Source organism: Anaerovibrio lipolyticus (assembly GCF_021531495.1).
In the GTDB taxonomy this organism is placed as follows: Bacteria; Bacillota; Negativicutes; order Selenomonadales; family Selenomonadaceae; genus Anaerovibrio.
The window spans coordinates 23,662-50,574 of the sequence record NZ_JADYTY010000016.1 but is presented as its reverse complement, the minus strand read 5'-3'; the positions used below and the strand labels follow the sequence as shown (position 1 = coordinate 50,574).

Here is a 26,913-nt window from a genome sequence, read left to right as displayed (position 1 = left end):
AATTGTTTACCCCAGTATGGGGCATAAAATAAATCTGCGCAATTACTTTTTACACAAACTATTTTACACTCCCTGAACACATAGCTTTTGATATGTGTTAATTTTGTGCTATAATAAATTCATGGTTATGACTAGAATTTATTATAGCACTAGTTTGTTTACGTATATATGAAGTTTTGGGGAATGGAGGGATATAGTGTATCGGGTAGAGCAATTTTCGTTATCAAATTATGGAAAAATACAATGTTTAAATAATATAAAATGTTCTAATATTAATGTGATTTTAGGTGAAAATAGTACAGGTAAAACTTTTTTGCTAAAGGCGCTTTATGTGGCAATAAAATCCCAAGAAGATTATTTGCGTGGAGATGATACTAACTCGCTGGGAGATATTTTAGCAGAAAAAATAAAATGGACTTTTCAGGTGGAACGCCTTGGAGATTTGGTTACAAAAAACGCCAAAGAACCATTAGAATTTTCGATGGCTGCAAATAAGTCTAAAATGGAATTCAGATTTACCAAGGATGCAAATCGCAAAATTGTAAAGTTGTCTGGTGGTGTCAGCAAAGAGGGAAATTCAATATTTATTCCAGCCAAAGAAGTATTGTCATTGTATTCTATAATTTTGCAATCAAGGGAAATAAATAAAGTTTTTGGTTTTGATGATACTTATTATGATTTAGCAAAGGCTTTGCGAATTTCTCCATCAAGAGGAAAGAATTATTCCACTTTTGCGTATGCAAGGAAGAAAGTTAAAAGTATAATTGATGGTAGTATTGATTATGATGAGAGCAGCGGTAAGTGGTTTTATAAAAATTCCAATAGACAGAAATTTTCTATAGGTGCTACATCTGAAGGGATAAAAAAGATATCTATATTAGATAGATTGCTAGCAAATGGATATTTGACAAAAGAATCGGTTGTGTTGATTGATGAAATCGAGGCCGCATTGCATCCGCAAGCAATATGCGAATTTTTGGATATGATATATGATATATCTAAAAAAATGGGAATACAGTTTTTTATTACTACTCACTCATATTTTGTGATAAAAAAACTGTATTTGCTTGCTATGCTAGAACAAGGAATGGTAAATTGCATATCATTAGAAAATATAGGAAACAACTTTAATTGTGATTTATTCGATGGAATGCCACCAAATTCTATAATAAATACATCTGTAAATTTATATAGACAAGAAATAGATGAGGTGTTGTAATGGGAAAGATCTCTATCGAAGAATCAGGAATGAAATTCAGGGAATATGATGAACGGGATGTTTTTCACATTGAAACAAGCCAACAATATATTGAAACATTAAGGGATAGAGGCATAAAAATATGTGAGTTCTTACTATCTACAGGTAATAAAATTGTATTTGTAGAAGCAAAAACAAATTTTCCCAATCACCTCAATGTAAAAGATTACGAATGTTTCATAGGTGAAGTAGTGCAAAAGATGAGTCATTCATTATCACTGTATGGAAATATTTTATTGGGGCGTTATAGTGACGATGGCGTGCCGGAAAATTTATCAGGCAAGGCTTTTTTGAAGAAACATATCATATTTCTGTTATTGGTTAAAGAAGCAAAAGAAGAGTGGTTAATTAACGTTAGAGATGATTTGAACAGCCGTATGAATGACATTATGCGTATATGGAAAATTCAAAGAATCATGGTTCTTAACGAAGAAATGGCACGGCAGAAAAAATATATACAGTAGAAAATTGTATTTTTTAGTTATATCACTTCGTACGGACAGAATTCTTTGGTATTGTATATACTTTGAAATACCGTTCTTATTGGTTGTTGAAGTTATTGTAGATCTGCGTATGTCCGTAGCTAATTATGATAAATATTTATTCACATCTTTCCAAAAGCTCCAGATAATCATTAGCATAATTATCCCTATGGGAAAGGCGGCGATTATGCTGACGGTTTGGATATTGCTCATGGAGCTATCTGAGAATACCAATGCTGTTGGCAGTAGAATTAGGAGAATGCACCATAATAGCTGAATGGCTTTGTGAGGTGCTTCACCTGATTCTATTTTTTTATAGCTGTAGCATGAGGCGGTATAGGCTATGGAATCAAAGGATGTGGCATAAAAGAGAATCATGGTTGCCAGCACCCAGAGAGTAGCTAAATTAGCTAAAGGCAGGGTGTGAAGCATAGCAATGATTATGGCGTATATATCACCATGGGCAGCGTACTGGGCAATAAAATCAATTGTACCAGTGGTTTGCAAGCCCATACTATAATTTTCCAGAACAATAAAGCTGATTAATGTGGCGCCTACGCCGAAGAAATATCCTCCCGCTATAACCTGTCTGATAGTTCGACCACGGGATATATTGCCAATAAAAAAGGGAGCTGCCACACACCATACCATCCAGTAGGCCCAATAATATATGGTCAAATCCTGTGGAAAATTTGTTTCTCTTAGAGGATCTGTATATGTGGCAAGACTGATAAAGTTTTGCACCATGCGGCCAAAGGATTCCAGGCCTGTTTCTATAATATATTTGCTTTCACCACCGGCCAGTAGAACAAAAGCCACCAACCCACCAAACATATAAATACATAGTTTGGCCAGAATACTGATGCCCTTGAAGCCGTGAAGCAGGGAATAGGTGTAGATAGCACAAGTAAGGAAAATAATAGCAATAGTGATAATATTTCTATCCAAGGAAATTACCAATAGGTTTTGAATGATTATGGAGATCAGTGGGGTTGCTACGGAAAAGGTGGTGGCAGTGCCAGCTAAGAGAGCAAAGACCGCCAGCAGGTCAATCAACCTACCTGGAATACCATCTGCTTGTCTGCCTAGAATCGTCCTGCAAGCCTCCGAAAACCGCAGTCTTTTTCTTTGTCGTACATGAATCATAAAGCCAAAGGCCACGGCTAGAACTAGATAAAAGCTCCAAGGAATAAAGCTCCAATGAAAGAGGGGAAATACCCCTGCCCATGCCTGAATACTGCCTAATTGGGAGATATGGGGATTGGTAGCATATACAATCCATTCGGAAAAGGAATAAAATAAAATATCAGCGGCCAAGCCACAGGTGAACATCATGGAGCCCCAGGTAAAGAATGAGTACCGGGGCTTTTCCTTTTTATCTCCTAATACAATATTTCCGTAATGGGAACAGCAAAAATAAAGGGAGATGAAAAATATCCCCAAACCTATCACTAAATAATAAGTGCCCATAGTATCACCAAAGAAAAATCTAATGGAGCTTAGTACGCTATTGGATTCCTCTGGCATAATAAAAAACAAGGCACTTAGCCCTGAGATACTAAGCATGGGTAATAAGGTAATAACCCAATCAATTTTATGATGATTTATCACTTTACTTCCTCCAATTTCTGCGTTTCATACACATATTTGTATTTTTTGCTACATTCAAAAGTGAAGCCTATAGCAGCATTATTTTCATTCTTTATGGCCTTTATATTATGTATTTTGGCTTCTGTAATTCCTAAATCATGAGCTATATGTTTTAAAATATCAGACCGGGTATTATTCACATAGGATGTATCAAATTTACGCAGTTCATCCAGAGTGTCAAATTCGAAGATGAAATCAGCCGGATACTTTCGTATTTGCATAGGAAGTTCATGGATATGCTCAATATAAATATTTTCCCACAGCTTGTCCTTAGTTTCTCTTTGGTTGTATTCCTGCTGTAAAATAGAAAGAAATTTCTTACTAAAGGCCTCAGACCAAAAAACATGGCCTATCATAATCCAGCTATTGGCTCCACCTATATGCACAGCTTTTATCCAATTATTTTCCTCAGTAATGCACCATTCCGAGGTTTCTCCTTGGGCATAAATGGCAGAATAATAACTTTCCTCCACCTCTGCGGTAAAAGGATTCTTAATAAAATAGTTATCAGAGGAGCAGATATAGCTGTTTTTTAGATAATCTCTCACAGCATAGATGGAGGAGTGATTATTTCTTGTTAGATAATCTTGATTGTGGACAAGCACTACATTGTATTTATCTTTTAAATAAGCAAATGCCTGGGATTTGTAACCAGTGACAATAATGATTTCCGGGATGCCTGCTTCTTTTAGCTGTTTAATCTGCCGTTCAATAAGGACTTCTCCTTTTACTTCTACCAAGCCTTTAGGGATTTCGTAGGAAAGGGGAGCAAATCTGCTGGCTGTGCCAGCGGCTAGAATAATAGCGCTATCTACTTTCATTTGTGACTATCTCCTACATTGTAATTCGTTATGAACTATCTCATAGTATTCCTTGGCATATTCATATTGTCTGCGGGCATAGGTGCCAAATTTTATGCCTAATTTTCTCTTATATTCGCACCAGTTACTCCAAAGCAAACCGCCAGCAGCCATGTAGCAATAAATTTTTAATCTGGTGGCTCTATCACATTCCCCTTCAAAATACAAATCAATCAATACATCTGCTTCCTTTTGGGTATAAAAGGAATAAATGGCGAACATGGCAATATCCACATGGGGATCCTGCATACCAGCATATTCCCAATCTGTTAATTGAATATTATCTCCCGAAAAAAGAAAATTATCAGGTACGGCATCAATATGGGTGAGACAATATTGCTTTGATTGCTTGTCAATATAGGTCTGCAAAGAAAATACATTTTCCTTTACTTGCTGATAGTCAGGATAATGGGATGGAGTACCAGTCCATAGAGATTCATAAAAATCAATTTGCTTGAATATATCAAAGGTATGATTAACCTGCAGCTTCATATTATGAAGAGCATGTAATTTTTCCATACAGAGTTTAACATTCTGCAAATTGCTAGCGTTACAGGTTTTAACCTGTGGCAAGAATTCAGTGATTTTGTAACCATTCTGTGGATTGATGTAAATGGGATTATCGCACAGCCCTTTATCTTTTATGGTTTCATAAACATCAAATTCCTGCTGGCGATTAATAAGAAAGCCAGTGCCTTCTCCGGGGATGCGAATAATATATTTTTGGTTTTGACATGTAAATATAAAAGAGCGATTTGTCATGCCTTGTTTTAATACTCCAATGTTAGCAATTTCACTTTTCTTTGTCCTTAACACATCGCTAATGATGCCAAGAGCTTCCTCCGGTAAATTTTCGTACATAAATATGACCTTTCTATTATGATTGCAATCATTATCCTGTCTATTCTAGCATGAAATGAAGAAAAATACATAAAATAAATTTTGCTAGCAGATATACGGAAGAATATAGTTTTATATTATGCTTAAAAAATATAGCATATTGTTCGATTTATATAGTATCGGTTTAATGGGGGAATCCCGTAAATTTTAGCAATGGTGGTAGAGCATGAAAGAAAGAAAAATAAATGTGGCATTTTGGCCAGCCGAGGAAGTAGAAGGCTTGGCTTTATTTCGAAAGCTTCAGCAGAAGTGGGAGCAAAAGGATTTTGATGATGAATATTTGGCATTGTTAGCAGAATATAAGAAAAAATATCCAGAATCAGAGCATGTGGATATTTTTGCGGGATATTTTGCCCTACATTATGGAGAGGTCAAGGAAGCCTTGAAATATGCTGAAGCAGCTTGGCAAAAAAGAAAATATAATTTAATCATATGGAAGCTTCTTATAGAATGTTATGATAAATTGAATATGCTCATGAAAAAAATAAAATTTCAGGGATATTGCCGCAATGCCTATGATATAGAAATGAAGCTTCCATTTTGTACAGAAGAAATTGCACAAACTTTAACTATGTCTAATAATATTGGCGATTATGCACCATTTTTGATTGATAAGTTTACATTGAATGGCAATAAACTTGTTAGGGATGTGGCTTCTCTGGGAGGAGAATATGTTCCGTTGTCTGCAGATAAAGATGGGTATCAATATTGGGTAGGTGTTTTTGTAAATCAGGAACCTCTAAACAGTAAAGGAAGTTTGCTGTTTAGAGAGAAAGATATACCAGAATTTGCAAGTAGTTATGGGGCAGATATGGTATTTGATATTGTCAAATCAAAAACAGGCAAGAAGTTTAAATTTGATCCTCAAGGGAAAAAATATATAATTTCCTTGGCTGGTAGTGAAGCTAGTCAGGAAATTACCATTGCTTCTGGTAAAAAGGAGTATAATGTCATATTAGGGAATTGGGAATATAGCCACTATAGAATAGAGCAGCCTGTCGAAATTAAGGGGAAAAAAGAATTTTTCATGGGCAAACCGATTCTTTTAGAGCATAGTCCTAAGCGAAAAAAATTGGTATTGAATATTCTGGTAGATGCTTTAAGTTGGCAGGCAATGAAAGAGCAAAATTATGTTTTATTGCCAAATGTTATGAAGTTTTTTGCCAAGGGAGTAATATTTAACAACAACTTTTCCGTGGGAGAATTTACATATCCATCCATACATACCATTGAAACAGGTATGTATCCACATCATTCACAAATTTATAATGAGCATATCAATATGCCGTTATCTCCAGAATATATGGTTATATCAGAGCAGATGCAGAAATTGGGATATTATTGTGTTAACATAATGGGAAGTGGAGATGCTTTGTATACAGGGGGCTATAGGGGATATGATAGGCTGATAACCAATTCCTATGCTACCAGAGCTTATGAGGGGGTGGAGCGTACTATTCAGCATTTGGAAGCTTTTGGAGAATGCGATCAGTTTTTATTTATGCATATCATGGATGTGCATCCTTGGCAAATAAGCACCATAAGTATGCCATTAGCTACTCAGACCTGTTTGTCTTTGGAGGATCGACTGTGGCAAAATCAGGAAAAGGTAGCCAGTGTATATCTGAAATATTCACCTTTATACGCTCATGCCAATATGATGGGGATACAGAATACAGATCGCAGCTTGGGAATTTTATTCGACTATTTGGAATCACATTATAATGATGATGAATATGTAGTCCAACTGTATTCAGATCATGGTGCCTCCGTATATGATAATTATCCATATTTAATGAGCCGTTATCAAACTAGTGCGGCCTATATGGTGCGAGGAGCAGGGATACCTGCGTTAGGAATAGTTGATGAGTTAACCAGTGCAGTGGATATTTATAACGTTATGGCTAAGGTAAATGGTTTTGCGACTCCAGATTATGTAGATGGTAATTTGCCCAAAGCCTTGGGAGGTAAGGAGCGGGAATATACTATTAGTAATTCCATATTCCCTGGACAGACCTATAAGTTATGCATACGCACCAAGCAATATGAATTTCAATTAGAGTCTAAAGAGTTTGTGGATGTGGATGGTACCGTTGATCTGACAGGTGCTTCTATGTATATCTTAGATAGACGATATGAATGGCATCAATGCTATGATAGGAATTTGCTAGAATATTTTATGAATATTGCCAGAGAGCATACAAAATCCTTCTGTACATGGGGAAGAAATTGGCCTGAAATGCGAAAACTAAAGCCTAAATGGTTTGGGGAAGCGGAGTAGAGCTATAGATATTGTGCAATGAGAAATTTTTGATAAATTTTAATTTTTATTTAAGAAGGCTGAAATTTCTCACGATAATATATATGACAACGGCAAAGGACATATTTCAGGTGGCTAGCAACCCAGAAATACGTCAGATATTTGCAAAACAATTTTATACAGTTAGTGGCACGGATGCTACTAACCTTGTTGACAACCAAGGAGGAAAATTATTATGGCAATGGTAGTTAAAAACAACATGTCCGCCCTGTCCACCCTGAACACTCTGAACAAGAACACCAAGGCACTCTCCAAGAGTCTGCAGAAGGTTTCTTCCGGTATGAAGATCAACAGTGCTGCTGATGATGCTTCCGGCTATGCAATTTCCGAGCGTATGCGTGTACAGATCCGTTCTTTGGATCAGGCTAATAGCAACGCCCAGAACGGCGGCTCCATGATGAAGGTTGCTGAGGGTGCTGTAAGCTCCACTGTAGAGATCCTGAAGACTCTGAAGGAGAAGGCAGTAAACGCAGCCAACGATACCAATACTGATGCAGATCGTCAGACCATCCAGAAGGAGCTGGATCAGTCCATCGACCAGATCAACGATAATGCAAATGTTACTTTTAATGGCCAGTATCTGGTAGATGGCTCCAAAAATAGCGCAACTAAGGCTACTTGTACTGCCTTGACTAACCAGAGCTTGGCTGAGAGTACTGGTAGCGAAACTGCGCTGACTGACTTGAAGGCTCGTAATGGCGATAGCTTGAATATTCAGACTAGTGACACTATCACTGTATCTTGGGTAAAGGATGGTAAGACCTATACAGCTTCTACTAAGGTAGGGACTTTGACTTTGGATAGTGCTTTGAAAGCCATGAAGGATGGCTCTCAGACCTTGAGCACAGATATTTCACTTAGTGCAGGCAAAACTTCTTTCATCGCTGTTGATGGTTCCGGCAACAGTGTATATACTGCTTCTGGTGAGAGCTCTATTAGTGTTACTTCTGCAAAGAGTGGTATCGAGAATCAGATTTCTGGCTTTACCATCTCTATTACTGATAATACTGGTGCAGTTCGCAAGTCTGCTAATGCAGCTTTGGATGCTTTTGATGAGACTCTTCGTGCTCAGAACACGTCTGCGGATAATTCCATCAATCTGCAGATTGGTACCAAGGCCAACCAGACCATTAAGGTTGGCTTGACTGATATGAAGGCTCAGGCCCTTGGCCTCCAGGGTAAGAACAACGATACCATTCAGGTAGGTAATCAGGAGCAGGCTAATGCAGCTATCAATGTTCTGGATGCAGCTATTCAGAAGGCTTTGGATCAGCAGACCACTATCGGTGCTGTTCAGTCCCGTCTGGAATACACTCAGAGCAACTTGACTACTGCCAGCGAGAATGTAACTGCTGCAGAGTCCACTATCCGTGATGCTGATATGGCTAAGGAAATGACCGAGTACACCAAGAACAATGTTCTGATGCAGGCTGCCCAGTCCATGCTGGCTCAGGCAAATCAGAGCAGCTCCAATGTACTGTCTCTCCTCCAGTAATATCTGCTATTCCTTATAGGGATATTCAACTAAACAATATTAGAACCGTCCTTTGGGGCGGTTCTTTTATTGTTTGTGCGCCCAGCATGGGCGCACTCTAACGGGTGAAAGTCCCTAGTCAGCCCTAATAGCGGGAATGACATAGCTGAACACCAAGGGTGTCCATCGTGAGGTGGAATCTGAAGGAAGGTGTAGGCAAAACAAAGATACCCTGCTAAGTGAGTTATGGCTGGGCAAGTACAAGCCACAGCCCGTCCGCAGGGTAGAAATACCCAAGGAAGAAAAGGGAAAGGATCGCAAGCTGGGAATACCAACAGTGGTAGATAGGATGGTTCAGCAGGCAATAGCGCAGGTTCTGACACCAATCTACGAGCCGCAGTTTTCGGAAACCAGCTATGGATTCAGACCGAACCGCAGTGCCCATGATGCACTCAGGAAATGCCAGGAATATGCCAATGACGGATACCGCTATGTTGTGGATATGGATTTGGAGAAATTCTTCGATACCGTAAGTCAGAGCAAGCTTATAGAGGTACTGTCAAGAAGTATAAAAGACGGCAGGGTGCTGTCGCTGATTCACAGGTATCTCAATGCGGGAGTAATTCAGCATGGGGTATTTGAGAGGAGCGAAAAGGGAGTACCGCAGGGAGGTCCGCTCAGCCCTTTACTGAGCAACGTAATGCTGAACGAGCTTGACAAGGAACTGGAGAAGCGTGGGCACAAGTTTGTGAGATACGCTGATGACTGTATGATTCTGTGCAAAAGCAGGAGAAGTGCGGAAAGAACCATGTCGGGCATATCCAAGTTTATTGAGAGGAAGCTGTTCCTCAAGGTGAACAAGGAGAAAAGCGTTGTGGCATATATAAGCAAGGTAAAATTTCTAGGATATGGATTTTACATATTCAAGGGAAAATGCCGGTTCAAGCTTCACGAAAAGTCTGAGCGGAAGATGAAGCGCAGACTATGTGAAATACTCAACCGCAATAAAGGAATAAGTAATGAAGCACGTCAACGCAGATATATGCAATACATAAGAGGGTGGCTCCAATATTTCAAGCTTGCCGATATGAAAGCAATACTGAAGAACGTTGACGAATGGATAAGGCGCAGGGTAAGAGCGGTGTACTGGAAACAATGGAAGAAAGTAAAGACAAGATACCGTATGATAAGGCGGTATGGTATTCCAGAATGGAAGGTGCATGAAATGGCAAATTGCCGCAAAGGAGCATGGAGAGCGGCACTAATGCTAAACTCTGTTCTAACGAATAAAGAAATAGCCAGCCAAGGCTATATGCCTATGACCAGCTATTACCTGCAAATTTATAAAAACTAGAGAACCGCCGTGTACCGAACGGTACGCACGGTGGTGTGAGAGGTCGGGAGATTTCATAGAATCTCCCTCCTACTCGATATGTGTATTACTCAGCTTATGGCAGTTGGTAAGGAAAAGTGGAGTTGCAATAATAGTGAAAAATAAATTAGTTAACATTCAAGAAATAGATTCCTCTCATCCTTTAGTAAGTATTATGATACCAACCTATAATAGACCAGAACTATTTGAAAAGACTTTGCAAAGTGTATTGGCACAAAGCTATGATAATATAGAAGTACTGGTAAATGACAATAGCACTAACGAAGATACCAACTCATTAATAAGAAAATATGAATGTGATTCTAGATTAAAATATTATCGTAATATTAATGCCAAGTGCAAGGAAGATAATTTTAGACCTTTTGAACATATTGCAAAGGGAGAATATCTACAGTGGTGTATGGATGATGATGTTCTTCATAAGGATAAATTATCTATGATGGTATCAGTTATGATGTTAAATCCACATATAACATTAACGTCTTCACAACGTGGTTTTATAGATGAAAATGGTAATTTTTTAGAGCCTATGAGGGAAACTATTATTAAGGATGATGTTATAGGAAGGGGCTATAAAGGCAATGCCATTGGTAATTATATGCTAAAGGAGATTAGTAATCTAATTGGGGAGCCATCGGCAGCTCTATTTAGAAGGAGTGATTTAAAACATCATTATTGGCAGGCGGATTGTCGAGGATATAAAACTATTTCCGATGTGGTAATGTGGTTGGAACTGCTGGAAAAAGGAGATTTGTTTTTATTTAAGGAACCTCTAAGCTACTATCGTTGTCACAGTCAGCAGGAGGGACAGCAGCCAGAGATAATATTACTTAGCAGAGTGGAATGGTTGAAATTGTTGCAAGAATATTATGAAAGACATGTCTTTATTAGTAGAGATGACTATATTTACGGACTCCGTAAATTAAGGGAAAATTATCTAAGTATAAAGTATAATCAAAGGTATATGTCTGCGGCTAATTATTCTGCATACTGTGAATGTATGGAGCTGATACCAGAAATAATATTCAGTATAAACAAGTAAATTTAATATTTATGCTATGCTTTTCGATACTATACATAGGTAGTTTTGATGTAGTAAAGGCTGGCAATTATGAAGAAAAATAAATTTTATAAATCGGAAGCAAGTGAAGCTGCTTCCGATTTTTTTGGAATGGATAAGGCACAAGGGATAAGTGTATCTGCTTGTGCCATTATGAAAAATGAAATATCCCACGTGGAGGCTTGGCTGAATAATGTAAGAGTTTTTGCCCAGGAAATTATTGTGGTAGATACAGGCTCTACTGATGGTACTAATGAGTTTTTAGCCAAACAATTTGATGTGAAGCTAATTAGCTATGAATGGCAGCATGATTTTGCACAGGCTAAAAATGTAGCTTTGCAGGAGGCAACAGGGGATTGGCTGGTATTTACCGATGCAGATGAATGTTATTATCAACCGCAAAATATTATTGAATATCTAGAACAAATTGATAAAAAGTCAACTAGCATAGAGGCAATATTCTGCCCTATCGATAATATAGATGCAGATAACAATAATGAGATTATAAATTCTGATGTAGTGCCTAGAATTATAAGAAATCATGTAGGCATTAAATACATAGGGGCTGTACACGAACAGCTAACCAAGGGTAGGGAGCCTTGGCAGGACATAAAATATATTATGGCAGATAGAAATTTGGCAATTCGCCATTCAGGCTATTCTACTAAGATAATTTCTTTTAAGCATCAGCGTAATTATGAAATTTTGCGGCAGATTATGGAAAAAAGCCGTAAACCAGAGATGTATTATGGCTTTCTTAGTGAAAGCCTATTAGGGTTGGAAAAATATCAAGAAGCTCTAGAGTATGCTATTTTGGCTATGGAATCGACTTATCAGCCAGCTATTCAGAAGGAACGCTTTGCTCAGGTAGCTATAGAGTCCATGAATAATCTGGGATTGGCTATTAGTGATATATTTTCCCTGCAGCAGGCAGAAAAAATCTGTCAGACTATATTGAAGCGGAACAAATGGCATGTAGGAACCTTGTGTCAGTGGCTGGATATGAAATTTGCAGTTACTGAGAATGAGCATCAAGAGCAGATACAGAATATTATGCATAGCTTGCAGAATATTTATGGAGAAAATTTGCATGATATACAACAGCTGATTGCTTTGTTGGAGCAAAATGGCTATATTTATTTGGCTAAGGAATTTTCTGCTCATATGAATATAGAAAAAGAAAATCATTTAGAGGAAGTCTATCAACTTTTATACCAAAAGAACTTTGCCCAGTTGGAAAAGAAGATATTGCCACTAATGGCAGAGAATATCCAGCTTTTATTTGTGGCCTTACTAGGCTGTAATTATTCCTACGGCAACTGGTATCAGGAGAAATTACAGCTTTTACCACAGGCTCAGCAGGTACTGGTACAGCTTTATCATGGACAAGTACAAAATGTTGCCTTGGAGCCGGATGAATATATTACTATGCTGGATGGTATTATTCTTTATGGAAGTCAGGAAATGCTATTAAGTTATTTGCAACTGGCTCAGGGAATGCCAGGAAGCAAGTTAAAGAAAATAGGCCATCAGCTTGTAGTTAGGGAATATTATAGTGAGGCCGTGGGGATTTTGGCTCAAATTCAAGCTGAGGATGAGGCTGTGACAGAAGATTTTTGGTTTGACTGCGGTGTATGTTTATATTATTTGCAGGATTATATTAATGCCTTAGCAGCCTTGGAGAGGGCAGCTAGCATGGGGAGTAGCAATAAGGAGTTAGAATCATATATTGCTTGGTGTAAGGAGGCTGTGAAGATATGAAAATATCAGTCTGTGTAATTGTCAAGAATGAAGAAAAAAATATTGGTCAGTGGTTAAACAATATGCGGCAGATTGCTGACGAAATTATTGTAGTGGATACTGGCTCCACAGATAATACCCTAAATATATTAGAAAATGCTGGTATCACTCCTTATCATTTTACCTGGTGTAACGATTTTGCGGCTGCCAAAAATTATGCCATTCAGCAGGCTACAGGGGATTGGATTGTCTTTTTGGATGCTGACGAATATTTTGATGCATCAAGTGTAAAGCGATTTAGAACGGAAATGACTCGTTATCATGCTAATAAAAAAATTGGTGCTATTATGTGTCAGCTGGTTAATATTGATACAGATAATAGAAATAAAATTATTGATACCATGATACAGGTGCGAATTTTCCGGAATAGTAAGGATATTTATTATAAAAATCCAGTACATGAGCAGCTGGTTACTAAGCCTGGTAAGTATATTATGCAAAAATGCTTTGATTTGCAGATAATACATACAGGTTATAGTGCTGGTATTTTGCGCAAAAAGGCAGAACGGGATTTGCCTATTTTGCAGCAGCGGGAAAAGGAGGCCAAGACTCAGAAGGAGAGAGAGCAATTGTATGTATTCTTTATGGATGCCTATAATTGTCTGGGTGTTTTTGATAAGGTATTGTTGTATGCTCAAAAAGCAGTGAAGTCAAATATGAAAACCCTAGGTGGGGATATTCATGTTTATGAGTGTATGATATCTGCCATGATACATTTGGGCAAGGACGATAAGGAAATAATGGCTGTCATTACAGAGGCCAGAAAGAAATTTCCTCGGGAGGTTTTCTTTGCTGTTCAGCTGGGATATTATTATTATGTGGGCAGAGATTATTTACGGGCGGAGCAATATCTATTGGAGGCTCGCAGGTTAAGACAGTTTGCCGAAAAAGATATAAAGGCAGGCAAGGCAGTATCAGATACTTCTTTGAATCTGATGCCTATGCTTTATAGCAGCCTTGGGGATATCTATATACGCAAGGGACAAAAACAGCAGGCCTTGGAGACTTCTCTGGAAGGAATGGCGTATTATAAATATAGTCATTTATTGACAAAGGTATTATACAAATCCCTATTGGGGCGTCCTGTGGTAGAGATTATACAGATATTTGATTGTTTTTATGATAGGAAACAGGATGGGAATTTTCTTATGGAAGCCATAGGTTGGCAGGCAACTGGAGAATTTGCCGCCTATTATTATCCAACCAATGATATTAGGGATAAGGTAAAGCTTTATCTCAAGACAGGAAAGTTTCAAGGAGGCGCAGCTGTTGCGGGACAGCAACTGGATTTGCTAAATCACTCGGCCTTGGCTGAGGTCGTTGTCAAGCAGGAAAATGGAGAAGAGACTCTGCCTAGTGTTTTTGCTATTATGCCTGATAAATATCAAAAATTATCTATGTCTAAGGCAGAGTGCCAACAGGATGTAGATGGTAGAGCAGCTATCCGGCTGAGAAAGCAGATGAAATATTATGAATGAAATAAAAGAAATATTCCAGCTGATGGCCCAGGAGCGTATGGAAGAAGCTGTGCAGCGAGGAATAAAATATTTTCAGTTAAAATTTTCTACAGATGGCCTGGAGCTGGTGGTACCCGCTCAAAGTCCCATATGGAAGGTGGAGGCAGCTGATAGATTATATTTTTATAGTGTTGCAGAAGTGTACTATCAATACTTTGGACCACAGGTTTATGCTTGTGCCTTTTTTAAAGAGCTCTGGCAGTCTACAAAGGATTTGCCTATAAAATGGGAATACTACAGCAAATATCTTATGCAGTGCCATTATTTATTTATATCTAAGAATAGGTATTTTCAAGCACATCAATACTATAATAAATTATTTAAGGATATATGGCAATTTAACTACGACAAACAATTACATAGGCACCATTCTAAAATTCGCATAGGATATTTGTCTGCGGATTTTAATCGTTGCGTGTTGGAAGATTTTATGGGAGTTCTTACAGCTTGTTATAATCAAGCAGATTTTCAAGTATACTGCTTTGCCAATGGCAAAATAGATGATGTAACGGAATTTTATCAGAGCTGTCCTGTGGAATGGGTAGATATTACAGGTTTAAATGCTCCAGATACTGCCCGTGCCATCTATAATAGAGAAATAGATATTCTCTTTGATTTGGCAGGTCACACCCGCTATAATTTGCCTATTTTGGCATATAAGCCAGCTCCTGTACAGATGTGTGGGATTGGTTATTTTGCCACTACTGGGTTGGATCGAGTAGATTACTTTCTTACAGATAAGTATTTATGCCATGAGTATACAAGTAAATATTTTGTGGAAAAGCCATTGCCTATGCTGCAAAGTCATTTTTGCTATTGGCCTAAGGAGGAGATGCCCCAGGAAATTCACGGGGCACCTTGCAATGCAAAGGGATATATTACCTTTGGCAGCTTTAACGATCCGATAAAGGTTAATTCTACTGTATTGCAAACATGGCAAAGGATTTTGACAGCAGTGCCTAATTCCAGATTGCTGCTAAAAGGACGTATGTTTAATGCATATCAGGGTGTTGAGACTATGAAAAATATGCTGCTGAAGGCTGGTATTGAGCTGGACAGAGTGGAGCTGCGAGGCTTTAGCAAGGATTATCTTAGAGAATATTTGGATGTAGATATTGCCCTAGATACCTTTCCCTATCCCGGAGGTGGTACTACCTGTGCAGCTCTTTATATGGGGGTGCCAGTTATAACCTTGGGTGATGGCAGTCATGGGGGATATTTTGGTATCAGTATTTTGAAAAATATTGGCATGGAGGCTTGTTGCAGCTATAGTATGGATGAATATGTGAAAAAGGCTGTACTACTGGCTTCTGATTGGGCGCTTTTGCATGATTTGCACCTTCAGCTAAGAAATATTATGGAAGATTCTCCTCTGATGGATAAAGAAGGTTATATGAGAGATTTGGAAAATAATTATCGAAAAATCTGGCAGAATTATTTGCAGGAGGAATAAGATATGGGTAAGGCAGGGGCATTGAAAATTTCTGCCTGTTATATTGTGAAAAATGAAGCAGAAAATTTGGTGAAATCTATTAAAAGTCTGAAAAACCAAGTTAATGAGATTGTGGTGGTAGACACAGGCTCTACAGATAATACCATAGCCGTGGCTAGAAAATTAGGTGCTAAGGTATATAGCTTCCCCTGGCAGGATGATTTCAGCAAAGCCCGGAATTTTGCTTTAAGTAAGGCTAAGGGCGATTGGTTGGTGCTTCTGGATGCTGATGAATATTTTACTGCTAAAACTGCTGGTAATATCCGTCAGGTAATTCGTCAGGCCCAGCAGGCAGATGGACTTTTGATTCAGATGGTAAATTATGATGTGGATAAAGCAGAAATACAGGATTATTTTTATCAACTGCGGATAGTTCGCAATCAGCAGGGACTACACTATGAGGGAAAAATTCATGAAGAGCTGAAGTTATCTGAGGGCAAGTCAATGAAATTTCTTAGAGTTCTCCCAGAAATGTTGGAGATTTATCATACTGGTTATGCCAGTAGTGTTTCTAGGCAAAAGTTGGAAAGAAATCTCAAACTTTTGCATCAGGCTGTGGATAATGGGCAATCTGAGGCAGATTTGGCTAGATATTTTTGTGATTGCTATTTAGGTCTGGGTGATATGGAGAAATGTACCTATTATGGTTGGCTGGATGTAAAGAAGGGACGACAGTCGGTAAATTTCGGCAGTCGTTGTCATCGAGTGCTGATGGCCTATTATGGTGGTCGCAATGATGAGGAAAGTATTAGTAAAAGGCGGCAGCTGGCAGAAATTTCTACGGAGCAATATCCAGAGGTGCCGGATTTCTGGGCGGAATACAGTGAGTGTCTTTATCAGACTGGGGAATATGCTCAGGCTATAGCTGCCATGGAAAAGGCCTTGAAGCTGATGCAGGATTATCATGGTATGGAGCCTTCTATGCTGGTGGAAGGACATATGGCACCTCAGTTGGAGGCTAGATTACAGGTATTTCGTCAGGCACAGGCTAATTTAATTAATCAGGAAAAATCAACGATAAAACCTACAGAGGATAAATGCAATGGAGGTATTCAAATGGCTAGATTAAAGAACAAAATTAATAAAAATAGAATGAAGAAACGGAATAATCAGGCTAAGCAGGTATTGACCGGCTTGAAGCATGATATGCAGCAGTTTATGGAGACAGAGGATTATGCGGCAGCTATGGATGTTATGGCTGAAATGGCAGCTAATAAGCAGATGGATGGAGAAATCATGTATTGGGGTGCCCAATGCTATTTCTTCACTGGAGATTTTGAGCGAGCTGAAAAATGGGTGAATAATGCTTTAAATAATGGCTATAATGGCGTGGGCGTGAAGATGTTGCTGGCAACTCTGTGTATGACTGAGGAACGCAACAAGGATGCCTTCAAGCTGTGTGATGCAGTATTGACTGAAGGTATAGAGGGAATGTCCAAGCAGGATCAGGAAATATTTGATAACTTCATGGATAATATCAGCTATGGTTATGATGAGCTGGTGTCTGAATATCCTAAGATTAGTGAATATTTACAGAAGAAGCAGGCTGACAATGAGGCCAACTCCCCTGTAAATAAGTTGAAGCAGATCCTAAAAGGCAAGAAAATCGAAGAAGCCAAACCTCAGCAGGTAGACATACAGGAAGAGGTAAAGACTGAGCAGGAGGAAGCTCCTAGTGAAGATAAGGCTCAAGCAGCCTTGGCTCGTTTGAGACAATTGTTATCCAGGAATAAAGAGCAGGGTGTAGAAGAAAATAATGAGGTTCAAAAGCCAGTAGAAACTACTATTATTTCAGAGGCTGTTCAAGAGAAAGATGAAATTACACCTGAGATACAGCGAGTTGAGAAATCTCAGCCTATAGTGGAAGAATCTGATAATGTTCAGCAGAATGAGGTCGAAAAGGTAGATGTATCTGATACCTTGGCCAAGATTGCTGCTAAGGAGATTTCTTTGGTAGAAAAGGTACGCCTGATTAATATTTTTGCTGGAGTATGCTATCAGCATGGAGATTATCAGTCTGCCTTTGATTTATTGTCTGCTGCCTTGGAACTGGATGGTCAGGATGCAGCAACATTGAAAAATATTGCCTATACATGCCTGTCTGCTGGGGAGCAGGAACAGGCTATGTCTTTTGCTGCTAAGTTGCCAGTGGTAGATTTTGCTTTGCTTTATGCCCTTAAGCAAAATTAATCAGGAGTTATTTCATGCTTAACATAAATAAAGACCTTGATGATCATAGTATCTGTTTTATTAGTAATGTCAATAATGAAGCTGAATATGAAGGGGCTAAAAAGGCAATATTAGAGCTGGAAATACCCTCTGGTTATAAAGTAGAGATTTTAGGTGTTCGTAATGCTGCCTCTATGGCAGCTGGCTATCAGCAGGCTATGAATGCCTCTAATGCCAAATATAAAATATATTTACATCAGGATGTTTTTGTTATTAATCCAAGGTTAATAAGTAATATTTTGGAGATTTTTCAGGCTGATTCTAAGGTTGGTATGATAGGTGTAGCAGGTACAGTCAAATTGTTGCATGAGCACCCTGTGTGGTGGGATAGCCCATTAACATCTCTTTTTGGTACTTGTTATGCACGTTTATCTGAAAGTGAAATGGTAAGAAATTACTACGGTGAGGTTCCAGGTGGTCCAGGTGCCTATGTTCATGTGGCAGCTATAGATGGTTTATTTATGGCTACTCAATATGATTTGCCCTGGCGAGCAGATTTATTCCATGGTTGGCATTTCTATGATATTTCTCAAAGTCGGGAATTTATCAACGCTGGGTATAAGGTGGTAATACCACATCAGCAGGAGCCTTGGGTAATACATGATTGTGGATGCAAGCCTTTAGACAATTCTTACTATGAAAATATGAGAATTTTTAAAGAAAACTATAACTGGTAATATGTATATAGGATAGAGGGACAATGGATTGGCAGAATTTGGATAAGAAAATGAATAGCTTGCGGCGGTGCATGGATATGGGGGATTATGCCAAGGCCAGACCTCTCTATGAGCAGTTGCAGGCTGAATATAGTAGTAAGAATGACAGTGGTGTTGAATATAAGGCGATTGGTGGAGAGCTGGCGGAGATTTATGCAGCTATGGTGGTTGAAACCAATAGCCAGCAGGAGATTCCTGCAGCTATTGCTCAGTTGCAGGGGTTTGCAGGAGGGGCTTATCATGGTTTTTTGGTAGCTAGACTGTATTGGCAGGCCAAAAGGCATTTACAGGCTTTAGGGGTGCTGGAAAAACTTTGTCAATTAAGCTGGCAGGAAGATAAGCCGGTGATTCCTCAAGAAAATGATTTTTGGCAGGCTTCTCCTGGGGAAAAGGAAGTTATTCTCAATCTGCTGGGACAGGGATATAAGTATTTTGGCATGGCTCAGCAGGCGGCTCAGTGTTATCGCTTGGCTAGTGAAGTAGCTATTTATTTTCCTGTTCAGGCAGCGGATTACAGCAATTATGTGTTTACCCTGCATTATATTTTTATGCCACAATGGGAGTATGTTGAGGCTCACAGGGGGTATAATGCGCTTTATTCTGTGCTAAAGCCTTTTATCCATGACAGGCGACAGTTGAAGCGTCGGCAAAAAAAGCGAGGCAAGCTGAGAATTGGGTATATTTCTCCGGATTTCCGCCGTCATGTGGTGCTGTTGTTTATTTGGGTTATGGTTACCAAATACAATCGGCAGGATTTTGAGGTATATTGCTTTAGTAACTCCCCTACTGAGGATGAATATAGCAAATACATTCAGAAACAGGTGAATTTCTGGTGCAATATTTCCCAATTGCCTTTGCGGGATAAGGCTTTGTTGGTTTATCAGCAGGAGTTGGATATTCTGGTGGATTTGGCAGGTCATTCCCGGGATAATTGCTTGCCAGTGCTGGGGTATAAGCCAGCGCCGATTCAGATAAGCGGTATTGGCTATTTTGCTACGACGGGCTTGCAGACGGTGGATTATTTTCTGTCAGATAAATATTTAGCTGATGGCTGTGCCATGATTCCTGCTGAAAATAATCAGGTTATTGACGAGAATTTGCAGGCAACTGCCCTTGCCAGCAGTGAGAGTTTTACGGAGAAGCTGCTGGTATTGCCTCATTCTCATTTTTGTTATGTGCCTATTAAGGAAATGCCACCGGTACGGCAGGCCCCTTGTATGTCTAAGGGCTATATTACCTTTGGCAGTTTTAACAATCTTATCAAGGTGAATGATGTGGTGCTGGAGACTTGGGGAGCAATTCTTAGGCAGGTGCCGGAATCCAGACTTTTGCTGAAATGTGCCAGCTTGGATGATGCTGATATACAGGAACTGTTCCGGCAGAAGCTATTGTCCTTGGGGTTGCCAGAGGAGCGGTTCCAGCTTAGGGGATTTAGTGTAGATTATTTGCCGGAATATTATGAGATGGATATTGCTCTTGACACTTTTCCATATCCCGGTGGCGGTACTACCTGCGATGCTCTCTATATGGGAGTGCCAGTGGTGACCTTTGGGGATGGCAGTCATGGAGGAAATTTTGGTATTAGTCTGCTGAAGAATATAGGACTGGATTTTGCTTGCAGCTATTCAGTGGAGGAATATATTCAAAAGGCTCTCTTGCTGGCTCAGGATAAGGAGTTGCTGAATGCCTTGCATTTGGGTTTGCGTAATATGATGGAAAATTCTCCTGTTATGAATGAAAAGCAGTATATGCAGGAGCTGGAGCAGGGGTATAAGCGTATTTGGCAAGAACTTTAGTGGGAGAGTGGCTAATGCAGGAACAGTACAATAAGGCCTATGCATTGTATCAGGCTGGGAAATATAATGAGGCCTTGACTGCTTTGCAGGATCTGTTGGAGCTTTTGAAATCAGCAGAGAATGTACTTTGGCTGAGGCCTTGGCTATTGCAATGCTATATTCTTCGTAATCTGGATTGTCCAGTGCAGGAAATGGAAGTGCTGGAAGGCCTAGTGGAGAATCTGGCCGAGATTGATAACCTGTCCGATGGTGATAGACAGCTGGGGGCAGAGATTTATAGTTTGCTAGGAGAAGTGTGCTGTCGCTTAGGGGAGTGCTCCTTGGCTGTAGAGGCATTTTTGCAATCTGCCAACTGGGAGCAAGATAAAGCTCAAAAGCTGATAGAATACAGTAACGCTATTTTTACCACCAATTATTGTGATAATATTTCTCATAAGAGATGGCATAAGCTTTATGATGGCTATAGAAAGTTGTTGCAGAATATTCAGCCTTTAAATGCAAAGCCTAAGGACCATCAGAAAATACGGATTGGCTATTTGTCTGGGGATATTCGGCGGCATCCTGTGGCATATTTTCTGCGTCCTTTGCTGGAATATACCGATAGGGAGAGATTTGCTGTTTATCTTTATCAGACTAATCAGGGGCAGGACAGTTTGTCGGAGAAACTTCATGGCTGGGCAGATTGTGTCCGCATGGTTTCAGGCAGGTCTCATGAAGAAATTGCTGGATGTATAGCAGAGGATGAAATTGATATATTGGTGGACTTGTCCGGTCACACCTGTGACAATCACTTGCCGGTGCTGGCTTATAGGCCTGCTCCGGTGGAGATTTCCGCTATAGGGTATTTTAACAGTACAGGACTTTCCATTGATGGCTTTCTTTCGGATAAATATTGCAGTCCAAGTTCATACAATGAAGATTTTCAGGAGCCTTTACTGCAACTTCCTGATACGCATTTCTGTTACAGTCCGGATTTTGACTATCCTCAGATAAGTTTGCAATCTCCTTGGCAGAAAAATGGTTATATTACCTTTGGCTGTTATAATAATTTTAGCAAGGTTACAGATGAATCATTGCAGGTTTGGGCACAGATTTTACAGCAATGTCCTCAAAGCAGGCTTATTTTGAAGCATAAGCTATTTGACAGTGTAGAGGGCAGACAATGGACGGTAAGGCGACTGGAAAATTTGGCCTTGCCTGTGGAGAGAATAGAGTTGAGGGGATTTTCGGCAGATTATCTACAGCAATATAATGATGTGGATATTGCTCTGGATACTTATCCCTATACAGGAGGGATGACCACTATGGAGGCATTGCTTATGGGAGTGCCGGTGGTGAGTCGGTATGGCAGTAGGCATGGTACAAGATTTGGTCTTAGCTTTTTAAGTAATATAGGGTTGGATATGCTGGCAGCAGCTAATTGGCAGGAATATGTGCAAAAGACACTGCTGTTAGCGCAAAATCCGGAACTATTACAAGACCTACGCCACCAAATTCCTCAATTAGTAAAAAACTCCCCATTGATGGATGGAAGAAGTTACTGTCAGGCTGTGGAGAAACTATATATTCACTTGTATAAAAATAGAGGCTTGTCATAAAAAAATATGTCTGATAAGGGGCCATTATAGCTATTATCAGACATCTTTTTTATTGTGCCTATCAAGGCATAAGAAAAACCGCCTTAAGCTCCGAAACTTAGGCGGGTGTTTTCTTATTTTGCAGTGGCTAGGGTGCTGTCTTCAAATATGCTATATTGGTGGTGTATGTTCCTGTGGATTTGTGGTATAATATGACGAGATATTTCAGATACTAATCTTAATGAAAGGAGGATGTTTGTGAAGATAAAGGGCTTACAGCTAACGGATATTTTGATTATTGTGCTTATGAGTGCCGTTATTGGCTTGGATATGGATTTTGCCAAGCTGGATACCATAGATTATGTGTGCTTAGGGGCATTTGCTTTTTGGCTTTTGGCTTTGGTGGCCAGACTTTATATTGCTAATAGGAAGGACTAAAAATGAAAAAATATTTGCAGATTATCTGCGGTTTAATATTGTGCTGTACCATGCTGTTAACAGGCTGCGGTCAGAGCGGAGGGCAGTCCTCAGATACTGCTGCCAACAGCAAGGCTGAGGCCAAGGGCCAGCTAACCATTAGTATGCTGGATATTGATCAAGGGGATGCAGTGCTGATTCAGACTGGTGCCAAAAATATTCTCATTGACACCGGTGATGATAAATACTATGAGGATGGCAAAAAGGGCAAGGAAAACACTCAGTTGTTGATCGAGCTGCAGAAGCTGAAAATTGATCATATTGACACTTTGGTAATGACTCATGCCCATGCAGACCATATTGGCAAGGCTGACAAGGTTATTGCTCAATACGGTGTGAAGGAGCTGGTTTACAACGGTATTCCTTCTACCAGCAGGTATTTTATCAATGCTCTTAAGGCTGCCAAGGCCAATGGCACTCAGCAGGTAAAGGTAAAGGCTGGGGATGTGCTGGATTTTGGCAATGGTGTGTCCTTTGAGATTGTTTCCCCTAGTCAAAGCTTGATAGATGAAGATACAGCAGCTATTAAGGCTAAGAAAAAGGTGGATGTAAACAACGAATCTGTAGTAGGACGGTTGACCTTTGGTAATTTTGCCATGCTCTTTACGGGAGATGCCGAAGGGCCTGTGGAGAAAGATATGGTTGCTTCCTATGGCAAAAAGCTGAAATGCCAGGTGCTGAAGGCAGGCCATCACGGCAGTAAAACCTCCTCTACAGCAGAGTTTTTGAAGCTGGTACAGCCAGAAAGCGTGGTTATGTCTTTGGGGGTAAACAACCAATACGGACACCCTCATGAGGCATTGCTGAACAGATTGCAGAAGCAGGGTATCAAGAATATCTATCGTACTGATGTAAATGGCACCATTACCATTGTCAGCGATGGCAGCAGCTACAGTATAACCACGGAGAAATAAATCCCAAGGTTTTTGCTTCCAAGTTGTTGGGGAGTTTCTGCTTTGGGTTGCAATAAAGGGGTGCTGAAAATGATTTCAGGATATATTGATCGCATAGAGGAAGGCGTAGCGGTAATTCTCCTTAATGATGGAGATTACCAGCTGAATTATCCAGCAGAGCTTTTGCCTGAAAATCTAGGCGAGGGGGATTATATTAATCTTTCCATAGAAAAAGACGAGGAAAAACAGGAGGCAATGCTGCAGGAGGCATTGTCCCTAATGGATGACTAAGGAGATGTCGTAGTGCTTTTGAATTTGATTAGACAGAGGCTGTGGCAAATGACTATGGCCGTATTTTTGCTGGTGGGAATGCTGGTGGCTATACCTGGAGTCAATCAGGCTCAGGCGGCAGGAGCTCACGAATTAAATTATTTTAACTATGAAACCTATACCCATGAGGGGCGAAACTGGCTTCGCATAGAGTTGGGCCTTAAGGGTGGAGAGGTTAATTACACTACTAATGTAAGAGAGCTGACACCGAAACAGCTTCATGTAGTGCTGGAGGATACCAGTCGTGGCAAGGTAAAATCCGATATTTCTCTAGATAGAAAAATTGCCAAATACCTGACCATGCGTCAGGAGGGCAGTAACAATCTGGATGTAATGATTTCCTTGAATAAGCCAGTGGCAGACCAGGCCTACAAGGTGTATACTGCTGATAAGGACCGGAAGGCCAAGAAGCCTTATCGGCTGGTAATTGAAATTGCTGCGGACAAGCTGGCTTCTGAATATGAGGTGGAAAAGCCTCAGGTGGATGCTTTTGAGGGCTTGCAGGGACGGAAGATTGTGCTGGATCCAGGCCACGGCGGTAGTGATAGCGGCGCCATTGGCCCTAATGGTCTAAAGGAAAAGGATGCAGCCTTGGCTATTAGTCAGAATGTAGCCAATATCCTCCGCAATTCTGGTGCTATTGTAACCATGACCAGAGATACAGATGTGGATGTATATGGCCCTATGGCCAGCGACCGCAACGAGCTGCAGGCCAGAGTTGATGTAGGCAATCGGGATGCAGGGAATCAGATTTTTGTCAGCATTCACTGCAACGCTTTTACCTCACCTACAGCTCATGGCACAGGTACTTATTATTTTGCCAGCAGCTTCCGAGGTCAGCTTTTGGCCGAAAGCATTAACGATGCTATTGTGGCAGATACTGGCTTGGCAGATAGAGGCCCACAAACCGCTCGGTTCTATGTGCTGAAAAACTCCAATATGCCGGCTGTTCTGATAGAAACCGCTTTTATCAGCAATTATCAGGAGGAGGCCTTGCTGGGAGATGAGGAATTCCAGTACAAGATAGCAGCCGCTATCTGTAAGGGTATTAGTCAATATTTTAGAATGAAATAAAAAGGGGAGAGCAAGATGAAGTTAAAGAGTATTCTGGTTCTGGCACTGACTTTGCTATGTGCAATGGTGCTGGCGGGATGTGATGAACAAAAACAGGGAGAGGCTGGCAGTAAGACCGTGGTATCCAGTAGCTCTAGCTCTTCCTCCAGCAGTTCTTCTCAGAGCGGTTCCAAGGACCAGCTGGTTAATATCAAGGTGTATTATCCTGATGAAAATGCTACTGGCCTGGTGGCTGTAGAAAAGAGCATCAAGGACACAGATAATAAGTACCAGGCTGCTGTGGAGGCTCTTATGGCTGGTACTGAAAAAAAAGGCTTGGCCAATGTGTTCCCCAAGAAGGCAAAGCTGCTGCAGGTAACTGTTAGCGGCAAGGTAGCCAAGGTGAATTTCAGCCGTGAGCTGCAGAAGAATTTCGTAGGTGGCTCTACCGGTGAGGAAATGCTGGTAGGCTCTGTAGTCAACACATTGACGGAGTTCCCAGAAATCCAAAAGGTACAGATTCTGGTAGATGGTCAGGAGGTAGAAACCCTTTCCGGCCATATGGATCTTAGTCAGCCTTTGCCTCGCATGACTGAGCTGTTAAAGTAAATATTTGTGTAAAGGAGGCAGGACAATGGGACTGATTAAAGCAGCTTTAGGGGCGTTATGGCGGACTAGTGGAAGGAGTACATTAACCTATACTTTATATTTTGTGTTTAATATGATATACTAACTCTGCTTTTGTGTTGAAGATAAGGAGGATATAAAGTGGATCTTAGTATTATGGAGTTAATTAAAACAATAATCCTGGGTATAGTTGAAGGGTTGACAGAATGGCTGCCTATTAGCAGTACCGGTCATATGATTCTGGTAGATGAGTTTATTCAGCTGGATGTGTCCAAGGCTTTTATGGATATGTTCCTGGTGGTTATTCAGCTAGGTGCTATCTTGGCCGTTGTGGTGTTGAATTTTGAGAAGCTGAATCCTTTTTCTCATTGGAAAACCAAGCGGGAGAAGAAGGAAACCTTTCAGCTGTGGTATAAGGTTATTTTCGCCTGCATACCAGCTGCCGTAATCGGCCTTACCTTTAATCACTACATGGAGGAGCATTTTATGACTGCTCCCGTAGTGGCCTTTACCTTGATTTTCTACGGTGTAATGTTTATTTTAGTAGAGAATTACAATAAGAATCGTCGACCAGCAGTAAATGATTTGAATAAGCTGAGTTATAAAACAGCCTTTATTATCGGTCTGTTTCAGGTACTGTCTCTGGTGCCTGGTACCTCTCGTTCCGGCTCTACTATTCTGGGCGGTATTCTCTTTGGTGCTTCCCGCTATGTGGCGGCAGAATTTACTTTCTTCCTGGCAATTCCAGTTATGTTTGGTGCCAGCCTGCTGAAGCTGGTAAAATTCGGTTTTCACTACACTGGAGCAGAAATCTTTATTCTGGTGGTAGGTATGGCTACAGCCTTTGTGGTATCCATTATCTCCATCAAGTTCCTGCTGCAGTATATCAAGAACAATGATTTCAAGGCCTTTGGTTATTATCGTATTGTGCTGGGTATTATCGTTATTGCCTACCTGTTTTTGGTAGGAGATCCTACCTTGCAGTAAGCTGATAAAATGTGGTCTTAAG

The 26,913-nt window shown here is 40.1% G+C and carries 22 protein-coding genes; 19 read left to right on the top strand and 3 right to left on the bottom strand.

Annotated features, from left to right (window positions below):
- Positions 1-196: 196 nt before the first annotated feature.
- A complete protein-coding gene (locus tag I6E26_RS07040) occupies positions 197-1,219 on the top strand; it encodes an AAA family ATPase (protein ID WP_235321140.1) in 1,023 nt (340 codons plus the stop codon).
- Positions 1,219-1,722 (top strand): hypothetical protein, encoded by a 504-nt coding sequence (locus tag I6E26_RS07035; protein ID WP_235321139.1) that lies wholly within the window; start codon positions 1,219-1,221, stop codon positions 1,720-1,722. Before I6E26_RS07040 ends, I6E26_RS07035 begins: the two co-directional genes overlap by 1 nt.
- Before the next feature lie 123 nt (positions 1,723-1,845).
- On the opposite strand, the gene I6E26_RS07030 is transcribed toward I6E26_RS07035, so the two are convergent.
- From I6E26_RS07030 to I6E26_RS07020, 3 genes are read right to left on the bottom strand one after another with little or no spacing between them, the layout of a single operon-like run.
- A complete protein-coding gene (locus tag I6E26_RS07030; protein ID WP_235321138.1) occupies positions 1,846-3,351 on the bottom strand; it encodes a BCCT family transporter in 1,506 nt (501 codons plus the stop codon).
- A complete protein-coding gene (locus tag I6E26_RS07025; protein WP_235321137.1) occupies positions 3,348-4,211 on the bottom strand; it encodes an NTP transferase domain-containing protein in 864 nt (287 codons plus the stop codon). Before I6E26_RS07025 ends, I6E26_RS07030 begins: the two co-directional genes overlap by 4 nt.
- Positions 4,212-4,217: 6 nt before the next feature.
- The gene (locus I6E26_RS07020; RefSeq protein ID WP_235321144.1) at positions 4,218-5,012 is read right to left on the bottom strand and encodes a choline/ethanolamine kinase family protein; all 795 of its coding nucleotides are present in this window, start codon (positions 5,010-5,012) and stop codon (positions 4,218-4,220) included.
- Positions 5,013-5,532: 520 nt separating this feature from the next.
- Here I6E26_RS07020 and I6E26_RS07015 point away from each other — a divergent pair.
- From I6E26_RS07015 to I6E26_RS06935, 17 genes are all read left to right on the top strand, one after another.
- Positions 5,533-7,431 (top strand): sulfatase-like hydrolase/transferase, encoded by a 1,899-nt coding sequence (locus tag I6E26_RS07015; protein ID WP_235321136.1) that lies wholly within the window; start codon positions 5,533-5,535, stop codon positions 7,429-7,431.
- Between the two features lie 214 nt (positions 7,432-7,645).
- Complete coding sequence (locus tag I6E26_RS07010) at positions 7,646-8,965, top strand: flagellin N-terminal helical domain-containing protein (protein ID WP_235321135.1); 1,320 nt, start codon at positions 7,646-7,648, stop codon at positions 8,963-8,965.
- 172 nt (positions 8,966-9,137) lie between these two features.
- Positions 9,138-10,298, top strand: a complete 1,161-nt coding sequence (gene ltrA, locus I6E26_RS07005) for a group II intron reverse transcriptase/maturase (RefSeq protein ID WP_235321134.1) — start codon at positions 9,138-9,140, stop codon at positions 10,296-10,298.
- Between the two features lie 133 nt (positions 10,299-10,431).
- Entirely contained in the window at positions 10,432-11,379 is a 948-nt protein-coding gene (locus tag I6E26_RS07000; RefSeq protein ID WP_235321133.1) for a glycosyltransferase family 2 protein, read from the top strand.
- Between the two features lie 69 nt (positions 11,380-11,448).
- On the top strand, positions 11,449-13,158 hold the full coding sequence (locus I6E26_RS06995; RefSeq protein ID WP_235321132.1) for a glycosyltransferase: 1,710 nt from the start codon (positions 11,449-11,451) through the stop codon (positions 13,156-13,158).
- The gene (locus I6E26_RS06990; RefSeq protein WP_235321131.1) at positions 13,155-14,675 is read left to right on the top strand and encodes a tetratricopeptide repeat-containing glycosyltransferase family 2 protein; all 1,521 of its coding nucleotides are present in this window, start codon (positions 13,155-13,157) and stop codon (positions 14,673-14,675) included. Before I6E26_RS06995 ends, I6E26_RS06990 begins: the two co-directional genes overlap by 4 nt.
- The gene (locus I6E26_RS06985; RefSeq protein WP_235321130.1) at positions 14,668-16,167 is read left to right on the top strand and encodes an O-linked N-acetylglucosamine transferase, SPINDLY family protein; all 1,500 of its coding nucleotides are present in this window, start codon (positions 14,668-14,670) and stop codon (positions 16,165-16,167) included. Before I6E26_RS06990 ends, I6E26_RS06985 begins: the two co-directional genes overlap by 8 nt.
- A gap of 3 nt (positions 16,168-16,170) precedes the next feature.
- Complete coding sequence (locus tag I6E26_RS06980; protein WP_235321129.1) at positions 16,171-18,396, top strand: glycosyltransferase family 2 protein; 2,226 nt, start codon at positions 16,171-16,173, stop codon at positions 18,394-18,396.
- Between the two features lie 14 nt (positions 18,397-18,410).
- Positions 18,411-19,112 (top strand): glycosyltransferase family protein, encoded by a 702-nt coding sequence (locus I6E26_RS06975; protein WP_235321128.1) that lies wholly within the window; start codon positions 18,411-18,413, stop codon positions 19,110-19,112.
- 23 nt (positions 19,113-19,135) lie between these two features.
- Entirely contained in the window at positions 19,136-20,947 is a 1,812-nt protein-coding gene (locus I6E26_RS06970) for an O-linked N-acetylglucosamine transferase, SPINDLY family protein (RefSeq protein WP_235321127.1), read from the top strand.
- Positions 20,932-22,545 (top strand): O-linked N-acetylglucosamine transferase, SPINDLY family protein, encoded by a 1,614-nt coding sequence (locus I6E26_RS06965; protein ID WP_235321126.1) that lies wholly within the window; start codon positions 20,932-20,934, stop codon positions 22,543-22,545. The genes I6E26_RS06970 and I6E26_RS06965 overlap by 16 nt, the downstream gene beginning before the upstream one ends.
- A gap of 237 nt (positions 22,546-22,782) precedes the next feature.
- Complete coding sequence (locus I6E26_RS06960) at positions 22,783-22,962, top strand: hypothetical protein (RefSeq protein ID WP_235321125.1); 180 nt, start codon at positions 22,783-22,785, stop codon at positions 22,960-22,962.
- 2 nt (positions 22,963-22,964) lie between these two features.
- Positions 22,965-23,915, top strand: a complete 951-nt coding sequence (locus I6E26_RS06955; RefSeq protein WP_235321124.1) for a ComEC/Rec2 family competence protein — start codon at positions 22,965-22,967, stop codon at positions 23,913-23,915.
- A gap of 69 nt (positions 23,916-23,984) precedes the next feature.
- Positions 23,985-24,185 carry a DUF3006 domain-containing protein gene (locus tag I6E26_RS06950; protein WP_235321123.1) on the top strand — a complete coding sequence of 67 codons (201 nt, stop codon included), beginning with the start codon at positions 23,985-23,987 and terminating at the stop codon, positions 24,183-24,185.
- Between the two features lie 12 nt (positions 24,186-24,197).
- Complete coding sequence (locus I6E26_RS06945; RefSeq protein WP_235321122.1) at positions 24,198-25,298, top strand: N-acetylmuramoyl-L-alanine amidase family protein; 1,101 nt, start codon at positions 24,198-24,200, stop codon at positions 25,296-25,298.
- A gap of 15 nt (positions 25,299-25,313) precedes the next feature.
- The gene (locus I6E26_RS06940; protein ID WP_235321121.1) at positions 25,314-25,886 is read left to right on the top strand and encodes a GerMN domain-containing protein; all 573 of its coding nucleotides are present in this window, start codon (positions 25,314-25,316) and stop codon (positions 25,884-25,886) included.
- Positions 25,887-26,060: 174 nt separating this feature from the next.
- Positions 26,061-26,891, top strand: a complete 831-nt coding sequence (locus tag I6E26_RS06935; protein ID WP_235321143.1) for an undecaprenyl-diphosphate phosphatase — start codon at positions 26,061-26,063, stop codon at positions 26,889-26,891.
- Positions 26,892-26,913 lie beyond the last annotated feature (22 nt).